Raw genomic sequence first — 26,998 nt, forward strand, 5'->3', positions numbered from 1 at the left:
TTACATGTTTTAAGCCATTGTTTCTATTCTAAATAAATCCAAATGTAAAAATAAATTGTACTTTAGTTAAGTATTATTCAATCCTTAAAACCAAAAAATGAAAAGTAAACTATCTCTCTTATTTATTGCAATATTCAGTTATTCCTGCAGTGTTAACCAAAATAAAACCAAACATAGTGATTTGCCAATTATCGGAACTTGGGAACTCATTTCAGCCACATCAACTCAAAAAGATTCCACTTTTTCTACTTTTAATCCAAAAGTAAAAATGATAAAAATTATCAATCCGGATCATTTTGCATTTTTCGTTCATGACCTGACTATGGGAAAACAACCAAATCCTGAATTTTCTGCCGGTGCTGGTAGATTCACTTTGGTAAATGACACATACACCGAGTATTTAGAATATTTCTCCAACAGAGCGTGGGAGAATAACAAATTTGAATTTAAAGTTTCCGTAAAAAATGATACTCTTACACAACAAGGGGTAGAAAAAGTAGAAAAACTAGGCGTTGATCGAATAATAACCGAAAAATACAAACGTTTAAAAGACTAATCAGCATTTATTTTTTTTTAAGCAAACTCTAGACATTTCAATTACAATATGCTATTCATGGAATCAAAATTAAAATTCCCCGATTGGGGTTATTTAAACAAATACAAAAACGAAAATGCACTGTTTTTAGCTCCGGCTTTAGGGGAACAACGGATTGTGTTTTTTGGAGATTCCATAACTGAAGGCTGGAAAACCATTCATCCCATATTTTTTGTTGGCAAATCATACATCAATCGGGGCATTAACGGTCAAACCACTTCACAAATGCTCTTGCGCTTTAGATCGGATGTTATTGAACTGAAACCCCAAATTGTTGTTATTTTGGCTGGAGGCAATGATATTGCAGAAAATACTGGTCCGATAACACACGAAACAATTCTAGGAAATCTTATTTCCATGTGCGAATTAGCCAAAGCAAATAACATCAAAACTGCTTTATGCTCAATACTTCCTGCCAATGATTTTCCTTGGAAACGAGGAATGGAACCCGCATATAAAATTGAGGCATTGAATAAAATGATTCTGAAATATGCTAAAGCAAATGACATCGCGTATGTAGATTATTATTCAACTATGGCGGATGAACAAAAAGGCCTAAAGTCCATTTATTCGGAAGATGGAGTTCATCCAAACAAAGAAGGGTATCGCGTTATGGAGCCTATCGTTGAAACAATCATTAATTATTTGTAATTACTGTGATATAATTCCCAAAAAAACAACAATTCTGTTATATCCGTTCAAACCTAGTGGTTTCGACGGTTATTAACCTAATTCTTTAGTTAATCATTGTTATTTTTTCTTAAAAACGCCTTACTTTTATCCTTTCAAAAATAACATTCAATTTCATAATCATGACCAAAGATCTGATTGTCCAAAATATTAGTGCTTCAAAAAGTCATTTCTCTATAAATTATAGTATAAAAACCAAAACGGAAGCCTTTACCGAAAAACTATTTTACACCTTATTTGATTCTAATGCACCACTCGACCAGAGCATCGATGAACTCGAAAAACAATTTAAGGAAATAGCCTCTTTGGCCTGCAAAAAAGCACAAGATTCATGCGAGAGTGCCTGGGATAATTTTTTACACAAATTGCCCTCCGTTCTTGTAGACCTGAACAAAGATGCCTCTTATATCTTAGAAAATGATCCGGCATCCAATAGTCTTGAAGAAATTTATCTAGCTTATCCAGGATTTTATGCCATTGCCATTTACAGATTGAGTCATGAATTGTATTTGTTGGATTTAATGCTTTTTTCAAGATTAATGAGTGAATATGCACACCGAATTACCGGAACTGATATTCATGCAGGAGCTACAATCGCATCGCCTTTCTTTATTGATCACGCCACTGGAATCGTAATTGGTGAAACCACCGTCATCGAAAAAAATGTAAAAATATATCAAGGAGTAACTTTGGGAGCATTAAGTGTGAGCAAAGACATGAAAAATTCAAAAAGACATCCCACAGTTGAGAAAAACGTTTGCCTTTATGCCAATGCAACCATTTTGGGAGGAACAACAATTATTGGCAAAAATAGTATTGTAGGGGGAAATTCATGGGTAACCAAGTCAATTCCTGCTGATTCAATAGTCTTGAATACCACCACAACCGAAGTTAAAATAAAAGAGAAGAAGTAAAATGAAGACCTTTAAATTAGTAGAATTAATTGGGAACACACCTTTGGTAGAAACTACCCGTTTAATTAAAAACAAAAATGTAAAACTTTTATTAAAACTCGAAGGAGACAATCCCGGTGGAAGTGTAAAAGACCGAGCCGCTTACAATATGATTGCATCGGCTATTGATAGAGGTGATATCAAAAAAGGAGACAAATTAATTGAGGCGACAAGTGGTAACACTGGAATTGCCCTTGCCATGATAGCCCAATTATTCAATATAGAAATCGAATTGGTATTGCCCGAAGATTCCACCATCGAGCGCACGCAAACGATGCAAGCTTATGGTGCAACGGTTATACAAACACCTGCCAGTTTAGGCATAATCGGTTCCAGAGATTACGCCGACAGAAAAGTAGCAAAAGGCGGTTATGTTATGCTAAATCAGTTCGCCAATGATGACAACTGGAAAGCCCATTACAAAACCACAGGTCCCGAAATATGGAATGATACCGATGGAACTATTACCCATTTCGTTTCGGCAATGGGAACTACAGGAACGATCATAGGAACCTCTACTTATTTGAAAGAGAAAAACCCAAATATTCAAATCATTGGGGCACAACCTAGCGAAGGCTCACAAATTCCGGGTATTCGAAAATGGCCAGAGGAATATTTACCGAAAATTTTTGATGCCTCAAAAGTTGACATAACAGTTGATGTAAGCGAAAAAGAAGCGAGAGAAATGACTAAAAGGCTGGCCAAGGAAGAGGGCATTTTTGCAGGCATGAGCAGCGGAGGATCTGTTGCAGTGGCTGTAAAAATTGCCAACCAACTCGAATCGGGTGTGGTTGTTGCTATTATCTGCGACCGTGGAGACCGTTATTTATCTTCGGATTTATTTGATGAATAAAGATGCTAAGATTCTGAGATACTAACTTTCTAAGATTTTGAAAACTTTAAAAAACTTAGCATCTTAGAGTGTTGGAAACTCAGAAACTTTAAAAAATAAACAATGAACTATCGTAAACTAGGAAAAACCAATTTCAATATTTCAGAAATAGCACTTGGCACTTGGCAAGTAGGCGGAAAATGGGGCTCTCCCTTTAATGATAAAACTGCAGACAAATTAATCAATACTGCTATCGACAATGGTGTAAATTTTATTGACACTGCCGATGTTTACGAAAACGGATTGAGCGAAACAGCAGTTGGAAGAGTGGTTCGTTCCCGTTCTGAACGCATTTATATCGCAACAAAATGTGGCAGGCACATCAATCCACATGTAAATGAAGGCTATCAGCCCAAAGTATTGCAAAAATATGTTGAAGACAGCCTGAAAAGAATGGGACTGGAAACACTAGATCTTATTCAGTTACATTGCCCACCAAACCAAGTATTTTACCGTCCGGAAATTTTTGAAATGTTCGACCGTTTGAAAGAACAAGGTAAGATTTTGAATTTGGGTGTCAGCGTCGAAAAAGTTGAAGAAGCCCTAAAAGCTATTGAATACTCAAATGTAACCACTGTTCAAATTATATTCAATCTTTTTCGTCAACGTCCATCTGAATTATTTTTCAAAGAAGCACAAAAAAAAGATATCGGAATAATCGCAAGAGTACCACTTGCCAGTGGATTATTGACTGGATTATATGACTCCAAAACCACTTTTGGAGAACAGGATCACAGGAATTTCAATCGTGAAGGAGCGGCTTTTGACAAAGGAGAAACATTTTCGGGAATTAATTATGAGTTGGGTTTAAAAGCAATTGATGCCTTAAAGGCACTTTTCCCAGAAGTGACAAATTTGGCTCCCATTGCCCTGCAATGGATTCTCAGTTTTAATGAAATTACCTGTATTATTCCTGGAGCGTCAAAGGAAAGTCACGTTTTGTCCAATTTGTCTGTTTATGATTTACCGAAACTGACTCCAGAAAAAGTTACTGCCATGAATGCCATTTACGAGCAATATATAAAACCACAGGTGCATCAACTTTGGTAAAATAAAAATTAATGTTCAATAAATCAAATTTCAAAGAGTGGTTTGATCGTTATAAGTATTCGGAACTGGCGGCTACAAGTTCAGCATTATTAGCTTCCCAGTTCAGCAGAATTTATAGTGGATTGACAACGGCATATCTAATTACGTTTGCCGAATATTTTGCTTTTTATGGAGTAATGATTTACAGGGCTCATAAAAGGCATAAACTTCAGCATGAAAAAACGACTCTAAAGGGAATCATCTACTTGATTCGAAATTTATTTCTCGAATTTGGTTATCCAGCAGCTTTGGATTTCTTTTTTATCCGTCCGTTTTGCATGTATTGGATGCCAATATTGACAGGGAATTATTTCATTGGAATTGTACTCGGAAAGATTACTGCAGATAGTTTTTTCTACTTTTTATCCATTGTCAATTACGAATGGATTAAAAAGAAAGGATAACACTTTTTAAAATCAAGGAATTATATAAAATACGAAAAGGTTCGGTTTATTATTTAGCCGAACCTTTTGGTATTTTGTTAAATGTACTAAACCAAAGTAGCTGCTGTTGTAATTTCGGTATTGAATAGTTTTGAAATCGGGCAATTCTTTTCCGCTTTAGTAACTAATTCTTGAAACGTTTCATTTGAAATGCCGCTTATTTTAGCATTCACAATTAAGTGAGAACCTATAATGGTTCCATCTACTAAATTAATATCACATTTCGTTTCTATACTATCAATTACTGCAGTGGTTTCGCCAATAAAAGCTGTAAGTTGCATCGTAAAACATCCAGCGTGTGCTGCCGCAACAAGTTCTTCCGGATTAGTGCCTACACCTTCGGCAAATCGAGATTTAAATGAATATTGGGTGTTTTCTAAAGTTGTACTTTGTGTTGTTAATTTACCGGCTCCTTCCATCAGGGAGCCATTCCAAACTGCGGTTGCATTTCTTTTCATATGTACTTTATTTATTGATTTTTAATGGTCATATGTAATTCGCATATCAAATTTTTGTTAACGACAAATTTTTCGATTATGCTCATTTCATAATAACAGTCTTTAATAGTTTACTCAAATTTAGTTTTTAAATGAAAAACACATTTTAGAAAACATATTTTTTAACGAAAATTTAATAATGATTAACAACAAACAATTCTGTCTCCAAAATATTTTGTAACTTGTAAGTCAGTTATTTAAATTTTTCTTAATCCTTAAAATTTAATAGAAAAAGAAACGGCAACAGTAAAAAAAACAATCTGATATGACCGAAACTCCATCCGATTTTTCTAAGAAAACTAATGCTCTGGAAGTTTTTCAGCATCTGTTCATTGCATTGGCAATTTTGTATTTTGGAAAATCGCTATTCATTCCGTTGAGCTTTGCTTTGCTTATCAGTTTTATACTTTATCCTGTTTGCAAATGGATGGAACAAAAAGGAGTAAACTTCAATATAGCGATTGGACTTTCCTTAATTACAGTAGCGCTTTTATTTGCTGTCATATTATTTTTCCTTTTCTCACAAATTTTACAATTTTATAATGAATGGCAAACTTTGGAAACAAAACTAGAAGAAACCATAAATCAACTGAGTGTGTACTTAAATAATCAATTTGGAGTAAACGAAGAAAAACAAATCGTTTATATAAAAAGCCTAATAAACAACTCAGGATCTCAAATATTCACTTTCCTTAAAGACACTGTATACTCCTTATCAGAATCAGTATTTTACCTTTTAATAGTCCCCGTTTTTTCGGCACTGATATTATTTTATCGTCAATTGTTGGTTCAGGCATTGTACCATATTTTTCCTGCGGACAAAAAAGAAATGATTCGCGAAATTATCGTTGAAACTATCCATGAATATTACAAATTCATAAAAGGAATGCTCGTGGTTTATGTAATAGTCGGACTTCTAAATAGCATTGGACTCGCTATTATTGGTATTCCATATCCCTTTCTTTTCGGGTTCACCGCTTCTATACTTACCTTCATACCTTATGTGGGCATTGTAGTTTCGTCGCTATTACCAATAACAGTAGCTTGGATTACATTTAACTCCATTTGGTATCCGTTAGGAGTAATTGCGGTCTTCTCATTGGTACAAATACTGGAAGCCTACGTCATATTTCCCTATGCCGTAGGAAACAACTTAAAAATAAACACACTCATAATTCTGGTCATGGTCATTTCCGGTGGTATTCTATGGGGAGCTGCGGGAATGATTTTATTCATTCCATTTATTAGTATTTTAAAACTAATAGCTGATCGAACAAAAAGTCTTAAATCATTATCACTGTTATTGAGTGATGGAAAATCAAAAAAGTAGCAAATTCATGTCTGTTTTTTTTAATTGACGCAACCTTTCTTTTAAATAAGCATCTAGTTATCAAACAACCTTTATGAAAAATATAAAATTTTTATTTATCGCATTTAGCATTTTCTTTTTGAGTTGCAATAACGATAATGATTCTTCGCAAGAAACCGAAAATCAAAACCTCACAAAAATGTATAGCGAAATTATTTCAGCCTCAATGGTCAATACTACTCCATGCACTAACCCAGCAGAATGGTCTTTTACAGCCATTGGTTCAAAATCATGTGGAGGTCCTACTGGTTTTATTGCGTACTCCTTGAAAATTAACGTTCAAGAATTCCTTAAAAAAGTAGAGAATTACACCAAAGCAGAAGATGCATACAATAAAAAATGGGGAATCATTTCTACCTGCGATATGATATTGCCTCCAACAAGAGTAGATTGTGTTAATGGAAGGCCTACATTGATGTACTCTAATCTGGAAAATTAAGGACTAACGAGAAACTAATTTATTTTCAGGATTAAGCCTCTTGCTAATTTTCAATCCCGAATCTCTCCATACATCCCTGCCCCCGATTACAGCGAAAAGCCCGGAGTTCTGGAAGCTTTATAACACTTGCCCAGAAAGAGCGACCAACGGAAGCTCCTTTCTGGGCTTAGTGTTATTGCTTCCAGTACGAGGACTTGAAGCGAAAAGCGGGATTAGGCTCTAATAATGAATAAATTACACTTTATTTCACTAACTTACGTTCTTATTGAAACTTATTTTATTATGAAAAAAGTAATTATAATATGCTGTCTGTTGACGTTTATTGGCTGTAAAACTAAAAACGTAAATGGAAAACAAATGGGCAAAAGTGTTGAACCGACTGAAATGAACACTGTCAATGAAGCTCAAAAGAACAAAGCCTACGAATTAGGCAAAAGGGTTTTGATGACCTGTAACGACATTAAATTCAAACCTTTTACACAAAATGAAGCCACCGATAAGGTTATTGCCAAATCCACACCTGAGAATATAAAAAAAATCTGTGTAAAATACAGTCTAAAATATGGCCTTTTCAAGGATCTTGAATTCGTGGAAATGATTCCAAACAAGACCGATAATACAAATGTGTTCCGATTTAAGGCTCTTTTTGAATATGCTAAAGCAAATAAGGAACTTCGGGTAACGATGAACTCGGAAAATAAGGCATCGGCAATTTCGACCAAAGACTGGAAGGACGAATTTGAGTAAATGGTTTAGGGATTTGGATAATTATACCATTTATTAAAAAAAATCAGAATTAAAATCCAAAAATAAATCCAAAGCCTTATTTTTGCGCTATGGCAAAGAAAAATACAGACAAAGTTGTCTTTCATCAAATAAAAGTCCTTGATGCTGGTGCAAAAGGCGTTTCGGTGGCAAAAGCTCCCGATGGTAAAGTAGTTTTTATCCCAAATGTAGTTCCCGGGGATGTAGTTGACGTGCAAACTTTCAAGAAGCGTAAGGCTTACTATGAAGGAAAAGCGGTTCATTTTCATGAATTTTCGGAGCATCGAGTGGATCCAATTTGCGAGCACTTTGGTGTTTGTGGTGGATGCAAATGGCAAAATATGAAATACAGCCAACAGTTGATCTTTAAACAAAATGAAGTAAAAAATCATTTGCAACGCATTGGCAAAATTGAACTTCCTGAATTTGAACCAATTTTGGGTTCTGAAAAACAATTTTTTTATAGAAATAAAATGGAATTTTCTTTTTCGAACAGCCGTTGGTTGACCGAAGATGAAATAGGAAGTGAAGAAGATTTGGGTAACCGAAATGCGCTTGGTTTCCATATTCCAAAAATGTGGGACAAAATCTTGGACATTAACAAATGCCATTTACAAGAAGATCCTTCGAACGCAATTCGTAATGAAGTTCGCGCCTTTGCCAACGAGCATGGCTTGACTTTCTTTAACCCTAGAGCTCACGAAGGATTACTAAGAACTTTGATGCTGAGAACAGCTTCGACTGGAGAAATCATGGTTTTGATTCAGTTTTTTGAAAATGACAAAGCCAACAGGGAATTAATTCTGGATCATCTATACGAGAAATTCCCTCAAATCACCTCCTTACAATATGTGGTTAACAATAAAGCAAACGATACTTTATATGATACCGACATAAAACTATACAAAGGAAGAGATTATATCCTTGAAGAAATGGAAGGGTTAAAATTTAGTATTAATGCTAAATCTTTTTACCAAACCAATTCGGATCAGGCATACGAATTATACAAAATAACTCGAGATTTCGCAGGGCTTACAGGCAATGAAATCGTTTATGATTTATACACAGGAACGGGAACTATTGCACAATTTGTATCCAAAAACGCCAAAAAAGTTATTGGTGTTGAAAGTGTTCCTGAAGCGATTAAAGATGCAAAATTAAACGCTGAACGCAATGATATTAATAATTGTGAATTTTTTGTGGGAGATATGAAAGTTGTTTTCAATGATAATTTCATCGCACAACACGGTCATCCCGAAGTGATTATCACTGACCCACCAAGAGATGGTATGCACAAAGATGTAATTGAACAAATTATGAAAATTGCTCCTGAGAAAGTGGTTTATGTAAGTTGCAACTCGGCTACACAAGCTAGAGATTTAGCCTTAATGGACGAAAAATACAAAGTAACTCGAGTGCGTCCAGTGGATATGTTCCCACAAACGCATCATGTTGAAAATGTTGTACTTTTAGAAAGACGATAAGCCCAATCCCTAAAGGGGAAGAAGATAAAATATGAAAAAAATAATTGCGCTTTTAATTATTCTTGGTTTCGCTTCTTCCAGTTGCGAACCGGATGATATTTGTGACCCGAATACGCCCACAACTCCAAGAATGCTTATTCAGTTTTTCGACATTTCGAATCCTTCATTAAGGAAAAACGTAACCAATTTGAAAGTTATAGGCGAAGGAGGTCAGGCTGAAGGAGTGGTTTTTAATCCGTCTGGAGTTGATGAAGCTAAGTATCTGACTAGTACGGACAGTATATTGCTCCCATTAAATACAGATGCCGATATCGTAAAATACAAATTTATTCTAAATTCTGGCAACAAAAATCCGCTCTTGGTAAATACAGACAACCTAGAATTTAAATATACTAGGGAAAGCATTTATGTATCCAGAGCTTGTGGTTTTAAAACCATCTTTAATTTAGACCCAACAAACCCTTTCACGCTATCGGATGCAACACCTGCCGACGAAATGTGGATTCAATATGTAATAGTCGCAAAAAATAACATAACATCCGAAAATGAAACAATTATTAAAATATTCTTTTAGTATTTGCTTTTTGTTGTCACTGTTATTTGTACAGGCACAAGAAAAAACGACTACCACAACAAGTACGGAGCAAGATCTAAAAATAACGGAAACTAAAAATACTCCACCAACAAAAAAAAATCCTGAAAAAAAACTGGGAGCTGCAGCAACAGACACCATAAAACCCAAAACAGATCGATATGGTTTGATTGTTGGTGCTGATATAAACAAAATTGCACGGTCCATTTATGATTCTAATTACAATGGAATTGCATTTACCGCAGATTATCGATTGACCAAAAAATACTATTTGTACGGAGAAATTGGTAGTGAAGAAGTCACCGTCGAAGATCCATTGTTGAGCACCACAACCAAAGGCTCTTATCTTAAAGTAGGTTTTGATTATAATGCTTACAATAATTGGCTGGATATGGAAAACCTTATCACGCTAGGCGTTCGTTATGGTTTTAGTACTTTTAGTGAACAATTAAACAACTATCTTATCTATAATCCACATCCTTATTTTGGACAATCGGGATTGATAGATTCCGGAAAAAAATACGATGGATTAACAGCTAGTTGGGCAGAAGTCGCTGCTGGAGTAAACGTAAAAGTCTTTAATAATATTTATGTTGGCTTTAGTTTACAATTGAAAGTATTGGTAACAAAATCTGAACCCACTAACTTTGAAAGTCTTTATATTCCAGGATTCAACAGAACTTATGATGGAAATTTTGGAGCAGGATTTAACTATACTGTTTCCTATTTTATCCCTATTTACAAAAAGAAAGTTATACCCGTAAAAACAGCACCTAAGAAGAAATAAAACTGAGATTTAATTTAATAAAAAAAGGAGTAAAACTGAGTTTATAGATTCGGTTTTACTCCTTTTTTTTAGTCTAAGCTGATCATCCTATTTCTTTAATTCCTTTTACAAACAACCAAGACATGAATAGTTTTTCACCGTCTTTGGTTTTGGCGGCCTGAAATTTTGGAGACAAAAGTGTTCCCGCAATAAAGGCAGTCATTGGAATCCAAAATCCAGAAAGATTGGTATACTGTTCTACCAAATAGCGAAATGATATAAACAATATGGCAAAGCAACCTAAATTGTATAGAAATGCTCTTACTTGTAATTTTGTCATTTTATTGTATTTAAATATATTTTTTCAAAATTAGATCAAAATCTAGATAATTCTAAGTAATCACCACTATTTATTTTGTGCCTTGGTTTTATCTCAAAAAAAACCGTTCAACAAATAAAACTTTAACAATAATTGACTTAGATCTTTTTCCTATTGTTTTTTTGTACTAAATTTATAGTCCAAAAAAATAAAAATCATAAACATCTAATTTACAAATACATACATGTTAATTTTCTTAAATTTCTAATTGCATTCCATTTTAATCATCAGTACATTAAAATTAGTTGTTTTTTAAAAAAAATTCATTAATAATTTTTAAAAAAATAATACTATGGCGATTGATTTTTCTATTACTAGCGCAGTAACATCAACTGGAAGAACAGCTTTCAATGCACAACGCATTAATTCAACTGAAACAAAATTCAATATTGGCAATAAAACCAGATATGAAGGGAATGTTGGATTATTTAATACTTCAATTACTACAGGACTGGCCTATAAACCGGAAGATTATAGTACAGAATATGGTTTTTGGGCTTATTTTATCTATCCAACAGCTATGGCGGAAAGTTCTGGTTCATTCAAATGTTTGAATACATATGATAGAGCGCAATTTACTTTTAGCTTTATGCAGTATGCCGCACATGTCCCCAATGGAGATTTTATAAAATTTTTCAGAAAGCTATTGCAATTACCTAATGCAACCGATTATTTCCCAAAATTAGTTTTATCCAACAACAGAATTCTTTATAAATCTTCGAGCGGAGTACTTTCCCCTTTAGAAAGCGATTCCAGCTCACAAGCTTTGATGGATTATCTAAATCCAACACTAAATGAAATAGAAAATCAAGAATTAATATGCGCTGCACGATTTGTCCATTGGGCCACAAACGACGCCAATCATCGAAAAATTCAAGTTGAAACAGCAATTGATATGTATAAAGAAAATATGAAATCGTACCATAATCGTTACGGATTAAATAATGTACCAGCAAATGTCTGTCAAATGATTTGCGATATTCGACATCAGGGGAGAGCAAAAAGTGATCGTATTGCACTAGCTATTAACACCAATGGTAACTACGACAAAGCCTTTTCTAACTTATGCACGATAGGCAACACCAACTATCAAACCAGAATAAATACAGTACGAAATACAATAAAAAAACTAACAGATATAGGCAAGTTCTCAATGAAATATGATGGAAATAGCAATGAATTTGTAACTATTTAGGAATAGATAAAACTTCGTAAGTCAAGAAGAGAATTATGCATTAGACAAAAAAAACAGATATAATCTTGTAGACAGTCCAATAAGAAATCGCAAATTAACGCTATTATAGTTGAAAGAAATTTTGATAAAATTCAAATGTATTATGACCAACTGTGTTCTGTTTTTCCCAATAGTGCTAATTTATCGGCATACATAAATCACGCATTATAAAGGAACATCTTCACTCAAAAATAAATTCAATTTAATATTAAAGCTACAGAGTTCCGGAGAATCTTTAACTTCGATTAATATAAAACATTTGGGATATCTCCTAAAAACAACCTTTTAACTAAAAAAAATGAAAAAAACTTTAGTATTTATACATGGCTGGAGTGTCACAAATCTAAACACCTATGGTGAATTGCCTGAAAGATTACAACTGGAAGCAGCTGCCAACGGTGTAGAAATTGATATACAACATATTTTTTTAAGTCGATACATTAGCTTTCACGATGAGGTAGGACTGGATGACATTGCCAAGGGACTCGATTCAGCAATTAAGGAACAACTCAGAGAAATTCAAAATTTTGTCTGTATAACTCATTCTACTGGCGGACCAGTAGTGCGTCATTGGTGGAATTATTTTTACGATAATAGTCCAACTAAAATAAGTCATTTAATTATGCTTGCTCCTGCCAATTTTGGATCAGCGCTAGCCCAACTGGGCAAAGCAAGACTGAGCCGAATTAAATCATTCTTTGAAGGAGTTGAACCAGGACAGAGAGTATTGAACTGGCTTGAATTAGGCAGCAAATCATCTTGGGAATTAAATAAAAAATGGATTCTATCAGATGCAAATCAAATTGAAGAACAGGGACTTTTTCCCTTCGTATTGACCGGACAATCTATTGACAGAAAGCTGTACGACCACTTAAACTCCTATACAGGCGAAATAGGATCGGACGGAGTTGTAAGAACTGCGGCAGCAAATTTGAATTCGAGATACATACAGTTAAAACAAAACGCAATAAAAACCAAAAATAATGAAGTCAAAATTTCCTCAACACTTGATATCGTAGAATATAAGGAATCTCCTGAAGTGCCTTTAAGAATTATAACCGGAAAATCACATTCCGGATTAGAAAAAGGAATCATGAATAGCGTACGCAAATCAAGGGATCAAAAAAGTAAAGAAACCATAACTTCTATTCTCAAATGCATAAACGTTGACTCTATTGAAAAATATAATGAGTTAAAAGAACAATTTAAACTAGAAACTAGTATAGTTCAAAAAAATGAATTAATAGAAACAGCACCAGAATTTATATTTTTTCATACCCATTTTATTCACGATAGATTTTCGCAAGTAATTTTTAGAATTACCGATTCTGAGGGTTACCCCATTACTGATTTTGACCTACTGCTTACAGCGGGTCAAAACAACAATCCCAACAATTTCCCTCCTGGCTTTGTCGCCGATCGCCAACAAAACTCAATAAACAAGGAAATAATTACTTATTATTTTAACTATGATTTAATTGTTGGTGCACCCAAAAATGAATTTAGAAAAAAGACAGAGGGAATTACTCAAATTGGGTTAAAAATTATTCCTAGACCACAAGAAGGTTTTGTCAGATTTGTAACATGTGAAATTAAAGCCAACGAAGATTTGCTGCAAAAAACAATTCAACCCAACAGTACAACCCTAATTGATATTGTTCTTCAAAGAGTCGTTAGTAAAGGAGTTTTTCAAATAAACAACATCACTCAATTCCCCAAAGATTTCGATTTTAGTAAAACTAAATGGGAAGACAAAGGAATAATTGAGTAGTTTCCTTTTTATACCAAATAATGTCAATAAAAATAGCATCAATCGGTAAACAAAACAAATACAAAATCAAAAATCCCGATAATGACTAAATTTATATAGCAATTATCGGGATTAAATTTTTAGATATTTAGAACTAATTATTCAGCACCACCGTCAGGAACAGTCTGAAACTTCGTTCTCTTACTTCCTTCATACATCTCGTATTTCACCAAACGCGCTTCAAGACTGGCATTAAAAAGTTTAATTTTACGAGAAGGTTTCAATCCTACATATTTCAAAGCTTCAAGATTTGCCGTAATGAACCAAGCATTTGTTCCTGGATAATTCTTTTTCAATGTGTCTCCAATATTTTTATAAAATTCTTCCATATGAATATCCAATCGCTCATCATAAGGAGGATTGAAAACGATATGCAATTTCCCTTCAGAAGTTTTCTCGGTATCAAAAAAGTTCTTTTCTTCTATCTTAATATATTCATCCAGATTGGCATTCTTCACATTATCCTTTGCTTTTTGAACTGCAGATGGTGCTTTATCATACCCTTTTATAGTGTAATGAAATTCGCGAACACGTTTCAATAAACTATCTTGAATGCTGTCAAACAAGTTATTATCCCAATCGTTCCATTTTTCAAAAGCAAATTCTTTTCGGTTGATATTCGCAGGAATATTACAAGCAATCATTGCTGCTTCTGCCAAAAATGTTCCAGAACCACACATCGGATCCAAGAAATCAGTTTGTCCGTCCCAACCCGAAAGCAACAAAATACCAGCTGCCAAAACTTCATTTATAGGAGCAATGTTTGTAGCGGTTCTGTACCCACGTTGGTGCAAAGAATTCCCAGAGGTATCTAATGCCACCGAAACTTGGTCTTTATCAATATGAATATTTATCCTTAAATCAGGGAAAGCTTTATCAATACTAGGACGTTGTCCCGTTCTTTCACGAAACTGATCCACAATTGCATCCTTACATTTTTGAGAAACAAACTCTGAGTGATTGAAATACTCCGAATGTACCGTTGCATCAATCACAAAAGTCTGATTGGCGTTGATGTATTTAGACCAATTTGTTCCTCTTATTCCTTTATATAAAGATTGCTCGTCTCTCGCTTTAAAAAAATAAATAGGTTTCAAAATCTTCAAGGCCGTACGCAAAGACAAATTTGCTTTGTACATAAATCCTTTATCACCCTTAAAACTTACCATTCTTACGCCTTGCTCCACATCCTGTGCACCCAGCATTGTTAATTCTTTTGCAAGTATTTCTTCAAAACCAAAAAAGGTTTTGGCAATCATCTTAAAATTCTCCATCTCTCTTTATAAATTCCAATATTAAAATTGCGTATCCCAAACATCCTAAACGGTTTGAAATAGTATATTTTCTGCAAAAATACACTAAATTTGCGGGACTTAAATTAATTGAAAAAGAATAAATGTCCGATTCTACAAATAACAAAACACAAATTAGCAATTCCAATCCAGAAAATTGGTTTGCCTCTTGGTTCGACAGTCCTTATTATCACATACTTTACAAAGAAAGAAACTACAGAGAAGCCCAACTGTTTATGGACAATCTGACCCATTATCTCAATCTTCCTGAGAGAGCCAAAGTGCTTGACTTAGCTTGTGGTAAAGGCCGTCACGCTATCTATTTAAACCAATTAGGCTTTGATGTTATAGGTGCCGATTTATCCGAAAACAGCATATTAGAAGCACAAAAAAACAGCAACGAAACCTTGCATTTTCAAGTACACGATATGCGAGAAACATTTGAAGATAAATTTGACGCTATCTTCAATCTGTTCACCAGTTTTGGCTATTTCGAGAACGACGAGGATAACCTCACCACCCTAAAAGCTATCAAAGAAAGTTTAACCGAATATGGTTTTGCAGTAATCGATTTCATGAATGTCACCAATGTGCTCAACAATCTGGTTCCAGATGAAGTAAAACACGTTGACGGAATTAATTTCCACATCAAACGCTACCTGAAAGACGGACATATTTTCAAAGAAATTGATTTTGAAGACCAAGGTCACAACTATCATTTTACCGAAAAAGTAAAAGCACTTACGCTCAAAGATTTTGAAGAAATGATGGAAGAAGCCGGCATTTTTTTATTGGATATTTTTGGCGATTACAAACTAAAAAAATTCCACAAAACAGAAAGCGAAAGATTAATTATGATTTTTAAGTAATTGTGAAATTGTGAAATTGTTTAAACGATTAAACGATTTCACAATTAAACGGTTAAACCTCTAAACAAACGATTAAACAGAAAACATGAATTACCTATTACCATTACTGTCCGTACTTCTTGGTTATTTCATAGCTTTATTTCTAAAGCCAAAAAGCAAAACCAACCTCAAATTATTGTTGGCGTTTAGTGGTTCGTTCTTACTTTCGCTTACCGTAATGCATCTACTGCCAGAAGTGTATGAAAGTAAAAACCATAACATCGGAATTTTTATAATGATAGGTATTTTGTTCCAAATCATATTGGAATTTTTCTCGAAAGGAGCCGAACACGGTCACGTACATGGCCATGCCAAAATGTACCAAATCCCTTGGTTATTGTTCATCAGCCTTTGCATTCACGCGTTTTTGGAAGGATTTCCAGTGAGTCATCATAATGATTTAGCACTAGGGATAGCTATTCACCATTTACCTATTGCCATTATATTGACTTCCTTTTTCGTCAGTTCCAGTCTTAATAGAAAAGCCATCTTTTTATTCATGGTCACTTTTGCAATCATGACACCATTAGGTACCATTTTTTCTGACTTTGTACCCCAATTGAACAGCTATTACAATGAGATTACAGCCATCGTCATAGGGATCCTATTTCATATTTCATCGACTATTATTTTTGAAAGCAGCGAAGGACATAAATTCAATATTGCCAAAGTATCCATGATTGTAATTGGAATTTTACTGGCATATTTGATATAGAAAAAAAACAATTCCCTAAAAAACAATTTTTAATTATTTTTCAGTTGTCTGCGTTTATAAAAAAGCGATTAGACTATCTCCTTTTATTGCTTAAACTTTTATTTAGAGCAATGCTGTTCTCGAGGATATATTTTATGAATAATCAAGCATTTAGGCTATATCACTTAAATTAACTTCTATATAATTCAAATAATTTGCATTATTGAAAATATTACCATTAATTTGTCAAAAATACATTCTTGCGAAGTTTCTGTCTTTATAAGATTGATACCCAATTATTAATAAATTTATAGAAGAAACAATGAGAAAAAATTATCTAAAAACCTTAATATACATTTGTTTACATGTTTAATTTTTTTAGAAGAAGGCCTAAAGAATATACCAAAATTGAAAATCATATTTTTGGTATAATTACTGAGTTATTAAAAATAAGTGCAACCGATATCAATTGTGATGAATTAGGTGGAAAATATTATTTGAGTAACGAAGAGCAACATTTTAGAGTTACAATATTCAGTAATGATTCTGTGATAAGAATGACTAACACACGTGATTCTGTTGCCGAAAAATATGATAAAGTTTTTGTTGAAAATGTTTTAAGGGCTGTCAAAGAAGAAAAACATCGCAGAATGGAATTGGTTTGCGATTCGATTACAAATAGTATAGAAAAAATGGCAGAACGCTTACATCACACCCTTATTGAATCAAATGAGGAGGAGGAAGAAGCAAAAGAAGGAGAAGATGACACTTTTCTTAAAAGCGTCTAAAAATACAAATTAGGGTTTAACTTTTTAATTAAAGTTGAAGCTTTCTTTCAAATATAACCAACCATTATACAATATTCCACATATAACATTAACTCCTTTACTAAAAGGTTACCTCAAGTAAAATGAACATTTCTATTACGATTTTTTTCATTTTACAGAGAATAGTAAGTTTTAAAATTCCCTAACTTTACCAAGTATAAAAGTTGTCAATTTTAAAACAAAATAATGAACTTCACAAAAACCACTGAGCAATCTTCAAAATACGAGCATTTAGAAAAAATGTCCGTTCAAGAATTACTTACCAACATCAATAACGAAGATAAAACTGTGCCTCTAGCAGTAGAAAAAGCCTTGCCACAAATAGAAACATTGGTAACCGAGATTGTTGCCAAAATGAAATTGGGTGGACGGTTATTCTACATTGGAGCCGGAACTTCCGGACGTTTGGGAATCTTGGATGCCTCAGAATGTCCTCCAACTTTTGGAGTTCCTTTTGACTTGGTTGTTGGTATTATTGCCGGTGGAGATACCGCCATTCGCAAAGCGGTAGAAAATGCCGAAGACAATGCTACTCAAGCCTGGATTGACTTAGAAACTTTTAACGTAAACGAAAATGATGTTGTAGTAGGAATCGCCGCTTCTGGAACAACGCCTTATGTGATTGGAGGTTTACAAGCCTGCAATGACAAAAACATAAGTACTGGAAGTATTTCCTGCAATGCAGGAAGTCCGCTTTCGCAAACGGCAAAATTCCCAATTGAAGTTATTGTGGGACCTGAATTTGTAACCGGAAGCTCAAGAATGAAAGCTGGAACTGCACAAAAATTGGTTCTGAATATGATTACCACAGCCACCATGATTCAGCTTGGAAAAGTAAAAGGAAACAAAATGGTAGATATGCAATTAAGCAATAGCAAACTGGTAGATCGCGGTATAAAAATGATTATGGGAGAAATTCCGGTAACTTACGAAGAAGGTGCTGAATTATTAAAAACTCACGGAAATGTTAGAAAAGCAGTTGATTTTTATAACGGCCAGTAAAAGAAATACAGATTGCAGATTGCACATGTAAAGATTCAAAAAATAACAGATTAAACTAGCAAAAATGGCTAACAAAGAATTATTGGCAAAAGGAATTAAATATCTGACAGGTGCTTTACCGCTTATGTTTATTGGGCCAACCGTTATATATAATGCATTTATGAACCAGCATACCGATTGGCATTACTTAGTTTTGGCAATTGGAATCATTTCCTGTCTCGCATCAATGTATTTAATGTTTGTGGGTTTAAAAATAATAATGAAAGGCATATTTAACGACTAATGGAAGATCTGATACACATTCAAAAAACATTTGAAAAAATCACCTATATCGGCAAGAAGATTAATAATCGCGAATTTGAAGATTGCATTTTTAAAAACTGCGATTTTTCTAATAGTGATTTTTCGAGCAATAGTTTTATGGATTGTGAATTCATAGAATGCAATTTATCGATGACGCAACTGGGAGGTTCCAGCCTAAAGACAGTTAGCTTTAAGAACTGTAAACTAATGGGAATTCAATTTCAATCGTGTCAAGATTTTTTATTCAATGTGCAATTTCAAGATTGCATTTTGGACTATAGTTCTTTTGCGAACAAAAAAATGCCAAAAACCAAATTCAATTCGTGCTCGATGAAGGAAGTCACTTTTATCGGTACCAATTTAACTCAATCGGTTTTTGGGAATTGTAATTTGGACAACGCCATTTTTAACGACACTATTTTAGCTGGTTCTGATTTTACCACAGCTTATAATTATAAAATAGATCCAGAATTCAATCCGATGAAAAAAGCTAAATTTTCCAGCCAGGGAATCGCCGGTCTTTTGGATAAGTATGACATAAAAATTGAATAATCATGAATGCAACAACTTCCTATCTTGAAAGCGTAAAAAAGCAATTTCTCTACTATAAAATGTTGGGGGAAAAAGCAATGGAACAACTGGAACCGGAACAGCTTTTTGTGTCCGTAAACGAAGATACGAACAGTATTGCCGTGATTGTAAAACACCTTTCTGGAAATATGCTGTCTCGATGGACCGATTTCCTGACCTCCGATGGAGAAAAGGAAACTAGAAATCGGGATGGCGAATTTGAAAATGACTTGGAGACAAAAGACCAGGTAATGGCTATGTGGAATGCCGGTTGGGACTGCTTTTTGGAAACATTGGACAGTTTACAGACTGAACAGCTTTCTGAGATAATTTATATTCGAAACGAAGGACACACGGTAATTGAAGCCATCAATCGACAATTGGCGCATTATCCATATCATGTTGGACAAATTGTTTTTTATGCCAAACAACTAAAAAAAAGTGACTGGAATAGTTTATCGATCCCTAAGAATAAATCGAATAGCTACAACGCAGATAAATTTGCACAGGAGAAAATGATCAAAAATTTTACGGAAGAAGAATTCAGACGATTGAAATAAAGGCAAAATTCAATGGCAATTACAATGACAAAATCCAACATCAATATTAATGACTAACACTTGCCCCAGATGGAAGTAAAAACCCCGCAGTCTCGTTGACTTAAATTTTTCATGTTTGCAAAGCGACTGAAAGAAGCTCTTGCAAACACTTAAAAATTTTGTCAACGAGACGAGGAGTTGTAACGGACAGCTGGATTAGGCCTAAATAAAAAAATAAACACGAAGAAATGAAAAAAACAATACTACTTTCCCCTCTCTTAATATTAATGTCCTGCTACAATGTTGATCGTAACTGTGCTGATTTTAAAACCGGGAAATTTAAATTTGAATACGAAATTGACGGCGTTAAAAAAACAACGGTTTTTGAACGTAATGACAGTATTGAAATTGAGACTTTTGAGGGAAAAACGGATACTTCTACAATTCGCTGGGTAAATGAATGTGAATATGTATTACAGAAAAAACACCCAAAAAACAAGGCCGAAGAGAAAGCGATAGATATGAAAATTTTGACAACTTCAAAAAATTCCTATACCTTTGAATTTGGAATGGTTGGTGTCGATTCTAAACAAAGAGGAACGGTTATTAAGATTTCAGAATAGAGAATTCAGATTACAAAAGACTCATAATTTAAACCCATAAATTAAAAAATGGAAGTATTTTTAAACCCAGATGCTTGGATTGCCTTGCTAACATTGACTTTTCTTGAAATAGTTCTAGGTATTGACAACATTATTTTTATCTCTATCGCTACCGGAAAATTAGCAGTAAATGACCGTAAGAAAGCGACCAAAATAGGAATGTTTCTTGCCATGTTTATGCGAATCGCGCTTTTGTTTGGAATTAATTTCCTAACTCAAATGAAAAAACCTTGGTTTACGATTGACTGGAGTTGGTTACACGCTGGGATTACGGGACAAAGCATCATTTTATTGTTGGGAGGTTTATTCTTGATTTATAAAAGTACCAATGAAATTCGTGAGAAAGTAGATGAAAAAGGTCATGAAGAAAAAGAATTGGGACGAGCTGCAGCAAAATCTTTTCAGAGTGTTATTCTTCAAATTATAATGATAGACTTGGTTTTCTCCTTTGACAGTATTCTAACCGCTGTCGGAATGACAAACGGGGTTGAAGGAGCTTTGGTTATTATGATTACGGCTGTTGTTATTTCAGTTTTAATTATGATGCAATTTGCAGTTCCTGTTGGGAATTTTGTCAACAAACACCCATCGATACAAATTTTAGGATTATCCTTTTTGATTTTAATTGGGTTTATGCTGTTGACTGAAAGCGCTCATTTGGCCAATGCCCTTGTTTTTGGAAGCCATGTGACTCCTGTGCCAAAAGGTTATTTGTACTTTGCTATTTCGTTCTCTTTATTTGTTGAAATATTAAATATGAAAATGACCAAAACAAAAAAATAAATCAACAACACAGCTACCCAAAAGTAGCTGTGTTTTTTTTTATATAAATATAGTTTCAAAATAATTCCAATGAAAAATACTATTTCGCATAGAGTTGCCGATTTCTTAAAAAACTTCCCTCCCTTTACCTTTTTAAATCAAAAAGACATTGAAATTTTATCGGAGCAAATATCAATTATATATAAGGAAAAAGACAGTGTCATCTTCGCCGAAAATGAAGAAACTCATAGCTGTTTTTATGTGGTCCACAAAGGAGCAGTCGCCCTAAGAAAAGGTCAAAAAAATGATATTTTGGATATGTGTGACGAAGGAGATATTTTTGGATTAAGACCTCTTATCGCCAATGAAAACTACAAAATGGAAGCCAGAACGTATGAAGAAAGCATTCTTTATGCCATTCCGATTGCTATTTTTAGACCTTATGCACTAGAGAACAAAGATGTTGGCAATTTTTTAATTCAAAGTTTTGCTTCAAATACCCGGAATCCGTATTCTAAAAGTCATAGAGGCAAACTGTATGGAGAAACTTTGGCAGGAGAAATTCTGGATACTGACACCAAATTATTAGACATTCAGCCCGTAAAATATTCTAAAAAAATAGTCACTTGTTCGTCTATAACCACTGCAAAAGCCATAGCTGAAATTATGACCAAAAAAAATGTAGGAGCTGTACTTGTTGTAGAAGATAAACTGCCTATTGGTATTATCACCGATAAAGATTTAAGAAACAAAATTGTAACTGGTGAATATCCTATCACAACATCGGCATCTTTGATAATGACAAGTCCGGTCATCACCTATCCTAAAAAGCTGACTACCACTCAAGCACAGATGGCTATGATGAAAAGCAACATCAGCCATATATGTCTAACTAAAGATGGTACGCCAAATACAAAAGCAGTAGGTATCTTATCTAAACACGACGTAATGGTCTCTTTGGGGAATAATCCAGCAGTTCTAATAAAGGCAGTCAAAAGAGCTAAAAAATATAAGGAAATCAAACCCATACGCGCCAGTATCATGCAATTGCTACAAGGCTATTTGGACCAAAATATTCCTATTTCACTGACATCAAAGATTATTACCGAATTGAATGATGTGTGCATCCAACAGGTTATTGAAATAGCATTAAAAAAAATGAGTACCCCACCACCCGCTAAATTTGCTTGGCTGGCAATGGGAAGTCAAGGGCGTAGTGAACAGTTATTGCAAACCGACCAAGATAATGCTTTAGTCTATGAAGATGTATCGGAAGAATTGAAAGAGAAAACAAAAAAGTATTTCTTGGAATTGGCCACTCATGTCAACAAAGGATTATTTGAAATTGGATATGATTATTGTCCCGCCGAAATGATGGCTTCCAATCCAAAATGGTGTTTAAGTCTTGACGAATGGAAAAAACTAGTTCATCATTGGATTACAAATACCGGAAAAGACGAAGTATTATTATCGTTTATATTTTTTGACTACAGCCTCACTTATGGCGACAACGAAATCGTAAATAACTTATCAGACTATATTTTGGAAGATATAAAAGCAAACCCTGTGTTTTATCTTCATTTAGTGAGTGGTGCTTTACAAAGCCCCTCTCCGACAGGATTCTTCAGAGAATTTTTACTAGAACAGGACGGTGCCAATAAAGATTTCTTTGACATAAAAAGAAGGGCATTGATGCCTTTGAGCGATGCAGCGAGAGTTTTGATACTTTCACATGCCGTAAAATCCATCAGTAACACCCCAGAACGTTTTGAAAAATTAGCAGAATTGGAACCACAAAATAAAGAATTGTATCTGGCTTGTTCCTACTCCTATAGAGCCTTACTGAAATTCAGAACCAAACAAGGGCTTTTGCATAATGATTCCGGTCAATATATCGCCCTGGGAGACCTAACAAAATTAGAAAAAATAAAGCTCAAGAGTACCTTTAAAACTATTAAAGAGATACAGGAAATCATATCAATCCGTTTTAATCCATCAAATATATTGTAATGAAAGACTTTTTAAAAAAAAGCAAAGCAAGTCTATTTGATTTTTTAAAGATTAAAGAAAAAACAATTGACGAAACACTTTCCCATTCAGTAGATAGTACTCGATTTGTAGTTCTAGATACTGAAACAACGGGTTTTGATTATGACAATGACCGAATACTTTGCATTGGTGCTATTACATTGCAGAACGGCGTAATAGCTATTCCTGACAGCTTTGAGATTTACATACATCAGGATCATTACGACAAAAGCAGTGCCCAAATTCACGGAATTTTAAAAGATTGGATTATGAATAAACCTTCCGAATTAGAAGCGCTGCAAAAATTTTTGGCTTTTTTGGGAGATACTATAATCATTGCTCATCATACAATCTTTGATGTTACAATGATCAATAAAGCGCTAGAGCGAAATGGCCTTCCTCAATTAACAAATAAAGCATTGGATACTGCATATCTTTATAAAAAATCGCTCATTATGTCTAATTTATTGGAACGCAAAGAACACTATGCCTTGGATGATCTCGCCGATAAATTTGACATTTCAAAAAAAGACCGCCATACCGCAATGGGTGATGCTTATATAACTGCTATTGCTTTCTTAAAAATTGTAAAAAAACTTAAAGATTTAAAAGGCAAAACAGAATTCACCTTAAGAGATTTGTTTAAATAAAAAAGCTCCTTTTGGAGCTTTTTTTATTCTAGAACAAGACAACCTGTCCGTCATCATCCAATTGGATATCCGCATCATCCGCATTGGTTTCGCCTTGTATTTCTATTTCTTCAGGAACAATTTCCTCAGGAGCTTCATACGGCAAAGGCTCCAAGAGGTTTACTTGTTTTAATTTATCTGTTGTCAATTGATTACCGAGTGCTTTAAATCCTTTTACGGCAATAAAAGACTCTATATCCACGGTCATATTCTCTTTTTGAACACCTTTTACCTTTGTAAAAACTAATTCAGCTACAGGACGATAATCAGTTGCAACAATTTCCAATCTAGAATTGGGATGTTCTGTAATAAATGATTCTTCTTTATTTTCGGTTTCTACTAAGAAACGTTTGATGTAATAACGCTCTTTTTCACCATCATAATAAATTGCCGAAATTGGTTTTTTAGGGATCCATTTTTCCAAAACTATCATATCCTCATCAAAGTGGGTGGATAACTCTGGTGTAATCACTTTTATTTTTCCAGCTTGCGAAATCACCAAAATTTTATCGTTCGGTCTAAATTCGCCCAACAGTTCTCCTCTCGCATCAACATTCAATCGCTGAACAGTATCATCAAACCAAATTTTTCTTGGCAATAAAGTTGAAATACCTTTCTCCTTCAATTCAATTTTTTTGATAGGATATTTGGTTACCAAATTCCCTTTGGAAGCACGTCCTTTGATGGCCAAAGAAGCAAAGTCGATATCGAATTTCAACTTCTTAATACTCCCCACCTGACGCAGTAAAATTGTAATCACCTCAGCTTCCCCATTCGGATTACAAGAGAAATACAAAGTTTGCGAACCAGCGGTTTCATTTGTCAAATCATATGGTTTATCGCGGGTGACTCCAGAAACATTGAATCGTTTTATGTATGATGGTCCTGATTTTCCGTCACGATAAATCATATTATAAATGGTACGTTTATCACTTTTGTCAAAAATGGCCACGTGGATGATATCTTTACCAACGAATGTTTTGGCATCGACTTTGGTTATCATCATTTTTCCATTTCGTAAAAACACAATTACATCATCAATATCCGAACAATCGGTAACATATTCGTCTTTTTTTAAACTTGTTCCAACGAAACCTTCTTCCCTGTTTACGTACAATTTGGTATTTCTTAAAACTACTTTTGTAGCTTCAATATCATCAAAAATACGCAACTCGGTTTGGCGTTCTCTGCCTTTTCCGTATTTCTCTTTTAATCTTGTAAAATAAGCAATCGCAAAATCGATGATGTGCTCCAAATCGTATTTTACCTGCTCAATATTTCCTTCAAGAGCCTCAATTTTATCTTGTGCTTTATTGCTGTCGAATTTCGAGATACGCATGATTCGGATATCCAATAATCTCAAAATATCTTCTTCAGTCACCGCACGTTTCAGATGTTGAATAAAAGGTTTTAAACCATCATCAACCGCTTGTATTACATCTTCCCGAGTTGTTTTATCCTCAATATCTCGATAGATTTTATTTTCGATAAAAATACGTTCCAAAGACAAGAAATGCCATTGCTCTTCGAGCTCGCTCAATTGAATTTCCAACTCTCTTCTCAAGAGATCAACCGTTCGATTAGTCGAAATTTTCAGCATGTCCGAAACCCCGATAAACAATGGTTTGTTATCCTCAATTACACAGCCCAATGGCGCTACCGAGGTTTCGCAAGCGGTGAATGCAAACAAGGCATCAATGGTTTTATCTGGAGAAACCCCTGGAAAAAGATGAATTAATATCTCTACCTCAGCGGCTGTATTATCTTCAATTTTCTTGATTTTGATTTTGCCTTTATCATTGGCTTTCAAAATACTGTCTATTAAAGTCGTTGTATTGGTCGAAAATGGAATTTGGGTAATTACCAAGGTGTTTTTGTCGAGCTGACCGATTTTGGCACGAACCCGAACACGTCCACCACGCATTCCGTCATTATAATTGGACACATCAGCTATACCTTGTGTCAAAAAATCGGGATATAATGTAAATGGTTTTCCTTTCAGAATTTTAATCGAAGCATCTATCAACTCATTAAAGTTATGAGGCAATACTTTGGTCGAAAGACCTACAGCAATTCCCTCAGCACCTGAAGCCAGTAATAAAGGGAATTTTACCGGTAAGTTATTTGGTTCCGCACGACGTCCGTCATAGGAAACCCCCCAATCGGTAATTTTTGGAGAATACAAAACTTCCAAAGCGAATTTTGACAAACGCGCCTCAATATAACGTGAAGCTGCAGCTCCATCTCCAGTTAGAATATTACCCCAGTTTCCTTGGCAATCAATCAATAATTCTTTCTGGCCAATTTGCACCATCGCATCACCAATACTCTGATCCCCGTGTGGGTGGTACTGCATCGTGTGACCTACGACATTGGCAACTTTATTGTAACGACCATCATCCAACTCTTTCAAAGAGTGCATAATTCTTCGTTGTACCGGTTTGAAACCGTCCTCAATAGCAGGAACAGCACGCTCTAAAATTACATAGGAAGCATAATCCAAAAACCAATCTTTGTACATTCCTGTAACTTTGGTGATGGTATCATTTTCATCCTCTGTATTTTCATAAAAATGCTGCCCCTCAAAATGTTTGGCTTCTACTTCGAGAATATCATCCGAATCATTATCATCTTGATTGTCATCAATAGAATGATTTTCCGAATTATTTTCTTCGCTATCTGGAATTATGTTATCGTCTTCTTCGTCTTTCATTTATTTATTATA

Annotated in this window: 29 protein-coding genes; 25 read left to right on the plus strand and 4 right to left on the minus strand. The window is 34.4% G+C overall.

Annotation, left to right across the window (positions count from 1 at the left end):
• Nucleotides 1–97 precede the first annotated feature (97 nt).
• The 6 genes from DOS84_RS05795 (at nucleotide 98) to DOS84_RS05820 (ending at nucleotide 4,623) form a co-directional block, all read left to right on the plus strand.
• Entirely contained in the window at nucleotides 98–556 is a 459-nt protein-coding gene (locus tag DOS84_RS05795; protein ID WP_111409175.1) for a hypothetical protein, read from the plus strand.
• A 57-nt stretch (nucleotides 557–613) separates the two neighbouring features.
• Entirely contained in the window at nucleotides 614–1,246 is a 633-nt protein-coding gene (locus DOS84_RS05800) for an SGNH/GDSL hydrolase family protein (RefSeq protein ID WP_111409482.1), read from the plus strand.
• Between the two features lie 161 nt (nucleotides 1,247–1,407).
• A complete protein-coding gene (gene epsC, locus DOS84_RS05805) occupies nucleotides 1,408–2,199 on the plus strand; it encodes a serine O-acetyltransferase EpsC (RefSeq protein WP_111409176.1) in 792 nt (263 codons plus the stop codon).
• Between the two features lies 1 nt (nucleotide 2,200).
• The gene (cysM, locus tag DOS84_RS05810; protein WP_111409177.1) at nucleotides 2,201–3,091 is read left to right on the plus strand and encodes a cysteine synthase CysM; all 891 of its coding nucleotides are present in this window, start codon (nucleotides 2,201–2,203) and stop codon (nucleotides 3,089–3,091) included.
• Nucleotides 3,092–3,193: 102 nt separating this feature from the next.
• Entirely contained in the window at nucleotides 3,194–4,180 is a 987-nt protein-coding gene (locus DOS84_RS05815) for an aldo/keto reductase (RefSeq protein ID WP_111409178.1), read from the plus strand.
• 11 nt (nucleotides 4,181–4,191) lie between these two features.
• Nucleotides 4,192–4,623, plus strand: coding sequence for a hypothetical protein (locus DOS84_RS05820; protein WP_111409179.1), 432 nt, complete (start codon nucleotides 4,192–4,194; stop codon nucleotides 4,621–4,623).
• An 86-nt stretch (nucleotides 4,624–4,709) separates the two neighbouring features.
• Here DOS84_RS05820 and DOS84_RS05825 read toward each other — a convergent pair whose 3' ends face one another.
• Nucleotides 4,710–5,120 (minus strand): OsmC family peroxiredoxin, encoded by a 411-nt coding sequence (locus DOS84_RS05825; RefSeq protein WP_111409180.1) that lies wholly within the window; start codon nucleotides 5,118–5,120, stop codon nucleotides 4,710–4,712.
• Nucleotides 5,121–5,424: 304 nt separating this feature from the next.
• On the opposite strand from DOS84_RS05825, the gene DOS84_RS05830 reads away from it, so the two are divergent.
• The 6 genes from DOS84_RS05830 to DOS84_RS05855 all read left to right on the plus strand — a co-directional run bounded on the left by DOS84_RS05830 (nucleotide 5,425) and on the right by DOS84_RS05855 (nucleotide 10,595).
• Complete coding sequence (locus DOS84_RS05830; RefSeq protein WP_111409181.1) at nucleotides 5,425–6,489, plus strand: AI-2E family transporter; 1,065 nt, start codon at nucleotides 5,425–5,427, stop codon at nucleotides 6,487–6,489.
• A gap of 73 nt (nucleotides 6,490–6,562) precedes the next feature.
• Complete coding sequence (locus DOS84_RS05835) at nucleotides 6,563–6,967, plus strand: hypothetical protein (RefSeq protein WP_111409182.1); 405 nt, start codon at nucleotides 6,563–6,565, stop codon at nucleotides 6,965–6,967.
• 282 nt (nucleotides 6,968–7,249) lie between these two features.
• On the plus strand, nucleotides 7,250–7,714 hold the full coding sequence (locus tag DOS84_RS05840) for a hypothetical protein (RefSeq protein ID WP_111409483.1): 465 nt from the start codon (nucleotides 7,250–7,252) through the stop codon (nucleotides 7,712–7,714).
• A gap of 89 nt (nucleotides 7,715–7,803) precedes the next feature.
• Entirely contained in the window at nucleotides 7,804–9,216 is a 1,413-nt protein-coding gene (gene rlmD / locus DOS84_RS05845; RefSeq protein ID WP_111409183.1) for a 23S rRNA (uracil(1939)-C(5))-methyltransferase RlmD, read from the plus strand.
• Between the two features lie 31 nt (nucleotides 9,217–9,247).
• A complete protein-coding gene (locus DOS84_RS05850) occupies nucleotides 9,248–9,790 on the plus strand; it encodes a DUF6452 family protein (protein ID WP_111409184.1) in 543 nt (180 codons plus the stop codon).
• Nucleotides 9,762–10,595, plus strand: a complete 834-nt coding sequence (locus DOS84_RS05855; protein ID WP_111409185.1) for a DUF6048 family protein — start codon at nucleotides 9,762–9,764, stop codon at nucleotides 10,593–10,595. The genes DOS84_RS05850 and DOS84_RS05855 overlap by 29 nt, the downstream gene beginning before the upstream one ends.
• 82 nt (nucleotides 10,596–10,677) lie before the next feature.
• On the opposite strand, the gene DOS84_RS05860 is transcribed toward DOS84_RS05855, so the two are convergent.
• Entirely contained in the window at nucleotides 10,678–10,914 is a 237-nt protein-coding gene (locus tag DOS84_RS05860; RefSeq protein WP_111409186.1) for a hypothetical protein, read from the minus strand.
• Nucleotides 10,915–11,245: 331 nt separating this feature from the next.
• On the opposite strand from DOS84_RS05860, the gene DOS84_RS05865 reads away from it, so the two are divergent.
• Nucleotides 11,246–12,148 (plus strand): hypothetical protein, encoded by a 903-nt coding sequence (locus DOS84_RS05865; RefSeq protein ID WP_111409187.1) that lies wholly within the window; start codon nucleotides 11,246–11,248, stop codon nucleotides 12,146–12,148.
• Between the two features lie 337 nt (nucleotides 12,149–12,485).
• Nucleotides 12,486–13,958, plus strand: a complete 1,473-nt coding sequence (locus DOS84_RS05870; RefSeq protein ID WP_111409188.1) for an esterase/lipase family protein — start codon at nucleotides 12,486–12,488, stop codon at nucleotides 13,956–13,958.
• 137 nt (nucleotides 13,959–14,095) lie between these two features.
• Here DOS84_RS05870 and DOS84_RS05875 read toward each other — a convergent pair whose 3' ends face one another.
• Nucleotides 14,096–15,271, minus strand: coding sequence for a THUMP domain-containing class I SAM-dependent RNA methyltransferase (locus DOS84_RS05875; protein ID WP_111409189.1), 1,176 nt, complete (start codon nucleotides 15,269–15,271; stop codon nucleotides 14,096–14,098).
• A 122-nt stretch (nucleotides 15,272–15,393) separates the two neighbouring features.
• Here DOS84_RS05875 and DOS84_RS05880 point away from each other — a divergent pair, with 122 nt between their 5' ends.
• The 11 genes from DOS84_RS05880 (at nucleotide 15,394) to DOS84_RS05930 (ending at nucleotide 24,234) form a co-directional block, all read left to right on the plus strand.
• The gene (locus DOS84_RS05880; RefSeq protein ID WP_111409190.1) at nucleotides 15,394–16,158 is read left to right on the plus strand and encodes a class I SAM-dependent methyltransferase; all 765 of its coding nucleotides are present in this window, start codon (nucleotides 15,394–15,396) and stop codon (nucleotides 16,156–16,158) included.
• Between the two features lie 85 nt (nucleotides 16,159–16,243).
• Nucleotides 16,244–16,912 (plus strand): ZIP family metal transporter, encoded by a 669-nt coding sequence (locus DOS84_RS05885; protein WP_111409191.1) that lies wholly within the window; start codon nucleotides 16,244–16,246, stop codon nucleotides 16,910–16,912.
• Nucleotides 16,913–17,256: 344 nt separating this feature from the next.
• On the plus strand, nucleotides 17,257–17,679 hold the full coding sequence (locus DOS84_RS05890) for a hypothetical protein (protein WP_111409192.1): 423 nt from the start codon (nucleotides 17,257–17,259) through the stop codon (nucleotides 17,677–17,679).
• A gap of 225 nt (nucleotides 17,680–17,904) precedes the next feature.
• Complete coding sequence (gene murQ, locus DOS84_RS05895) at nucleotides 17,905–18,720, plus strand: N-acetylmuramic acid 6-phosphate etherase (RefSeq protein ID WP_111409193.1); 816 nt, start codon at nucleotides 17,905–17,907, stop codon at nucleotides 18,718–18,720.
• A gap of 64 nt (nucleotides 18,721–18,784) precedes the next feature.
• The gene (locus DOS84_RS05900) at nucleotides 18,785–19,003 is read left to right on the plus strand and encodes a DUF6095 family protein (RefSeq protein WP_111409194.1); all 219 of its coding nucleotides are present in this window, start codon (nucleotides 18,785–18,787) and stop codon (nucleotides 19,001–19,003) included.
• Nucleotides 19,003–19,575 (plus strand): pentapeptide repeat-containing protein, encoded by a 573-nt coding sequence (locus tag DOS84_RS05905; RefSeq protein ID WP_111409195.1) that lies wholly within the window; start codon nucleotides 19,003–19,005, stop codon nucleotides 19,573–19,575. Before DOS84_RS05900 ends, DOS84_RS05905 begins: the two co-directional genes overlap by 1 nt.
• A 2-nt stretch (nucleotides 19,576–19,577) precedes the next feature.
• Nucleotides 19,578–20,153 (plus strand): DUF1572 family protein, encoded by a 576-nt coding sequence (locus tag DOS84_RS05910; protein ID WP_111409196.1) that lies wholly within the window; start codon nucleotides 19,578–19,580, stop codon nucleotides 20,151–20,153.
• 227 nt (nucleotides 20,154–20,380) lie between these two features.
• Entirely contained in the window at nucleotides 20,381–20,755 is a 375-nt protein-coding gene (locus tag DOS84_RS05915) for a DNA topoisomerase IV (RefSeq protein WP_111409197.1), read from the plus strand.
• A gap of 48 nt (nucleotides 20,756–20,803) precedes the next feature.
• Nucleotides 20,804–21,577: a TerC family protein gene (locus DOS84_RS05920; protein ID WP_111409198.1), complete on the plus strand. Its 774-nt coding sequence runs from the start codon at nucleotides 20,804–20,806 to the stop codon at nucleotides 21,575–21,577.
• A 69-nt stretch (nucleotides 21,578–21,646) separates the two neighbouring features.
• Nucleotides 21,647–23,566 carry a DUF294 nucleotidyltransferase-like domain-containing protein gene (locus DOS84_RS05925; protein WP_111409199.1) on the plus strand — a complete coding sequence of 640 codons (1,920 nt, stop codon included), beginning with the start codon at nucleotides 21,647–21,649 and terminating at the stop codon, nucleotides 23,564–23,566.
• The gene (locus DOS84_RS05930) at nucleotides 23,566–24,234 is read left to right on the plus strand and encodes a 3'-5' exonuclease (protein ID WP_111409200.1); all 669 of its coding nucleotides are present in this window, start codon (nucleotides 23,566–23,568) and stop codon (nucleotides 24,232–24,234) included. The genes DOS84_RS05925 and DOS84_RS05930 overlap by 1 nt, the downstream gene beginning before the upstream one ends.
• Before the next feature lie 28 nt (nucleotides 24,235–24,262).
• Here the strand turns inward: DOS84_RS05930 and DOS84_RS05935 are convergent, their stop codons facing one another.
• Entirely contained in the window at nucleotides 24,263–26,986 is a 2,724-nt protein-coding gene (locus DOS84_RS05935; protein WP_111409201.1) for a DNA gyrase/topoisomerase IV subunit A, read from the minus strand.
• Nucleotides 26,987–26,998: the final 12 nt, after the last annotated feature.

This window comes from Flavobacterium aquariorum (genome assembly GCF_003254745.1).
GTDB classification, from domain to species: Bacteria; Bacteroidota; Bacteroidia; order Flavobacteriales; family Flavobacteriaceae; genus Flavobacterium; species Flavobacterium aquariorum.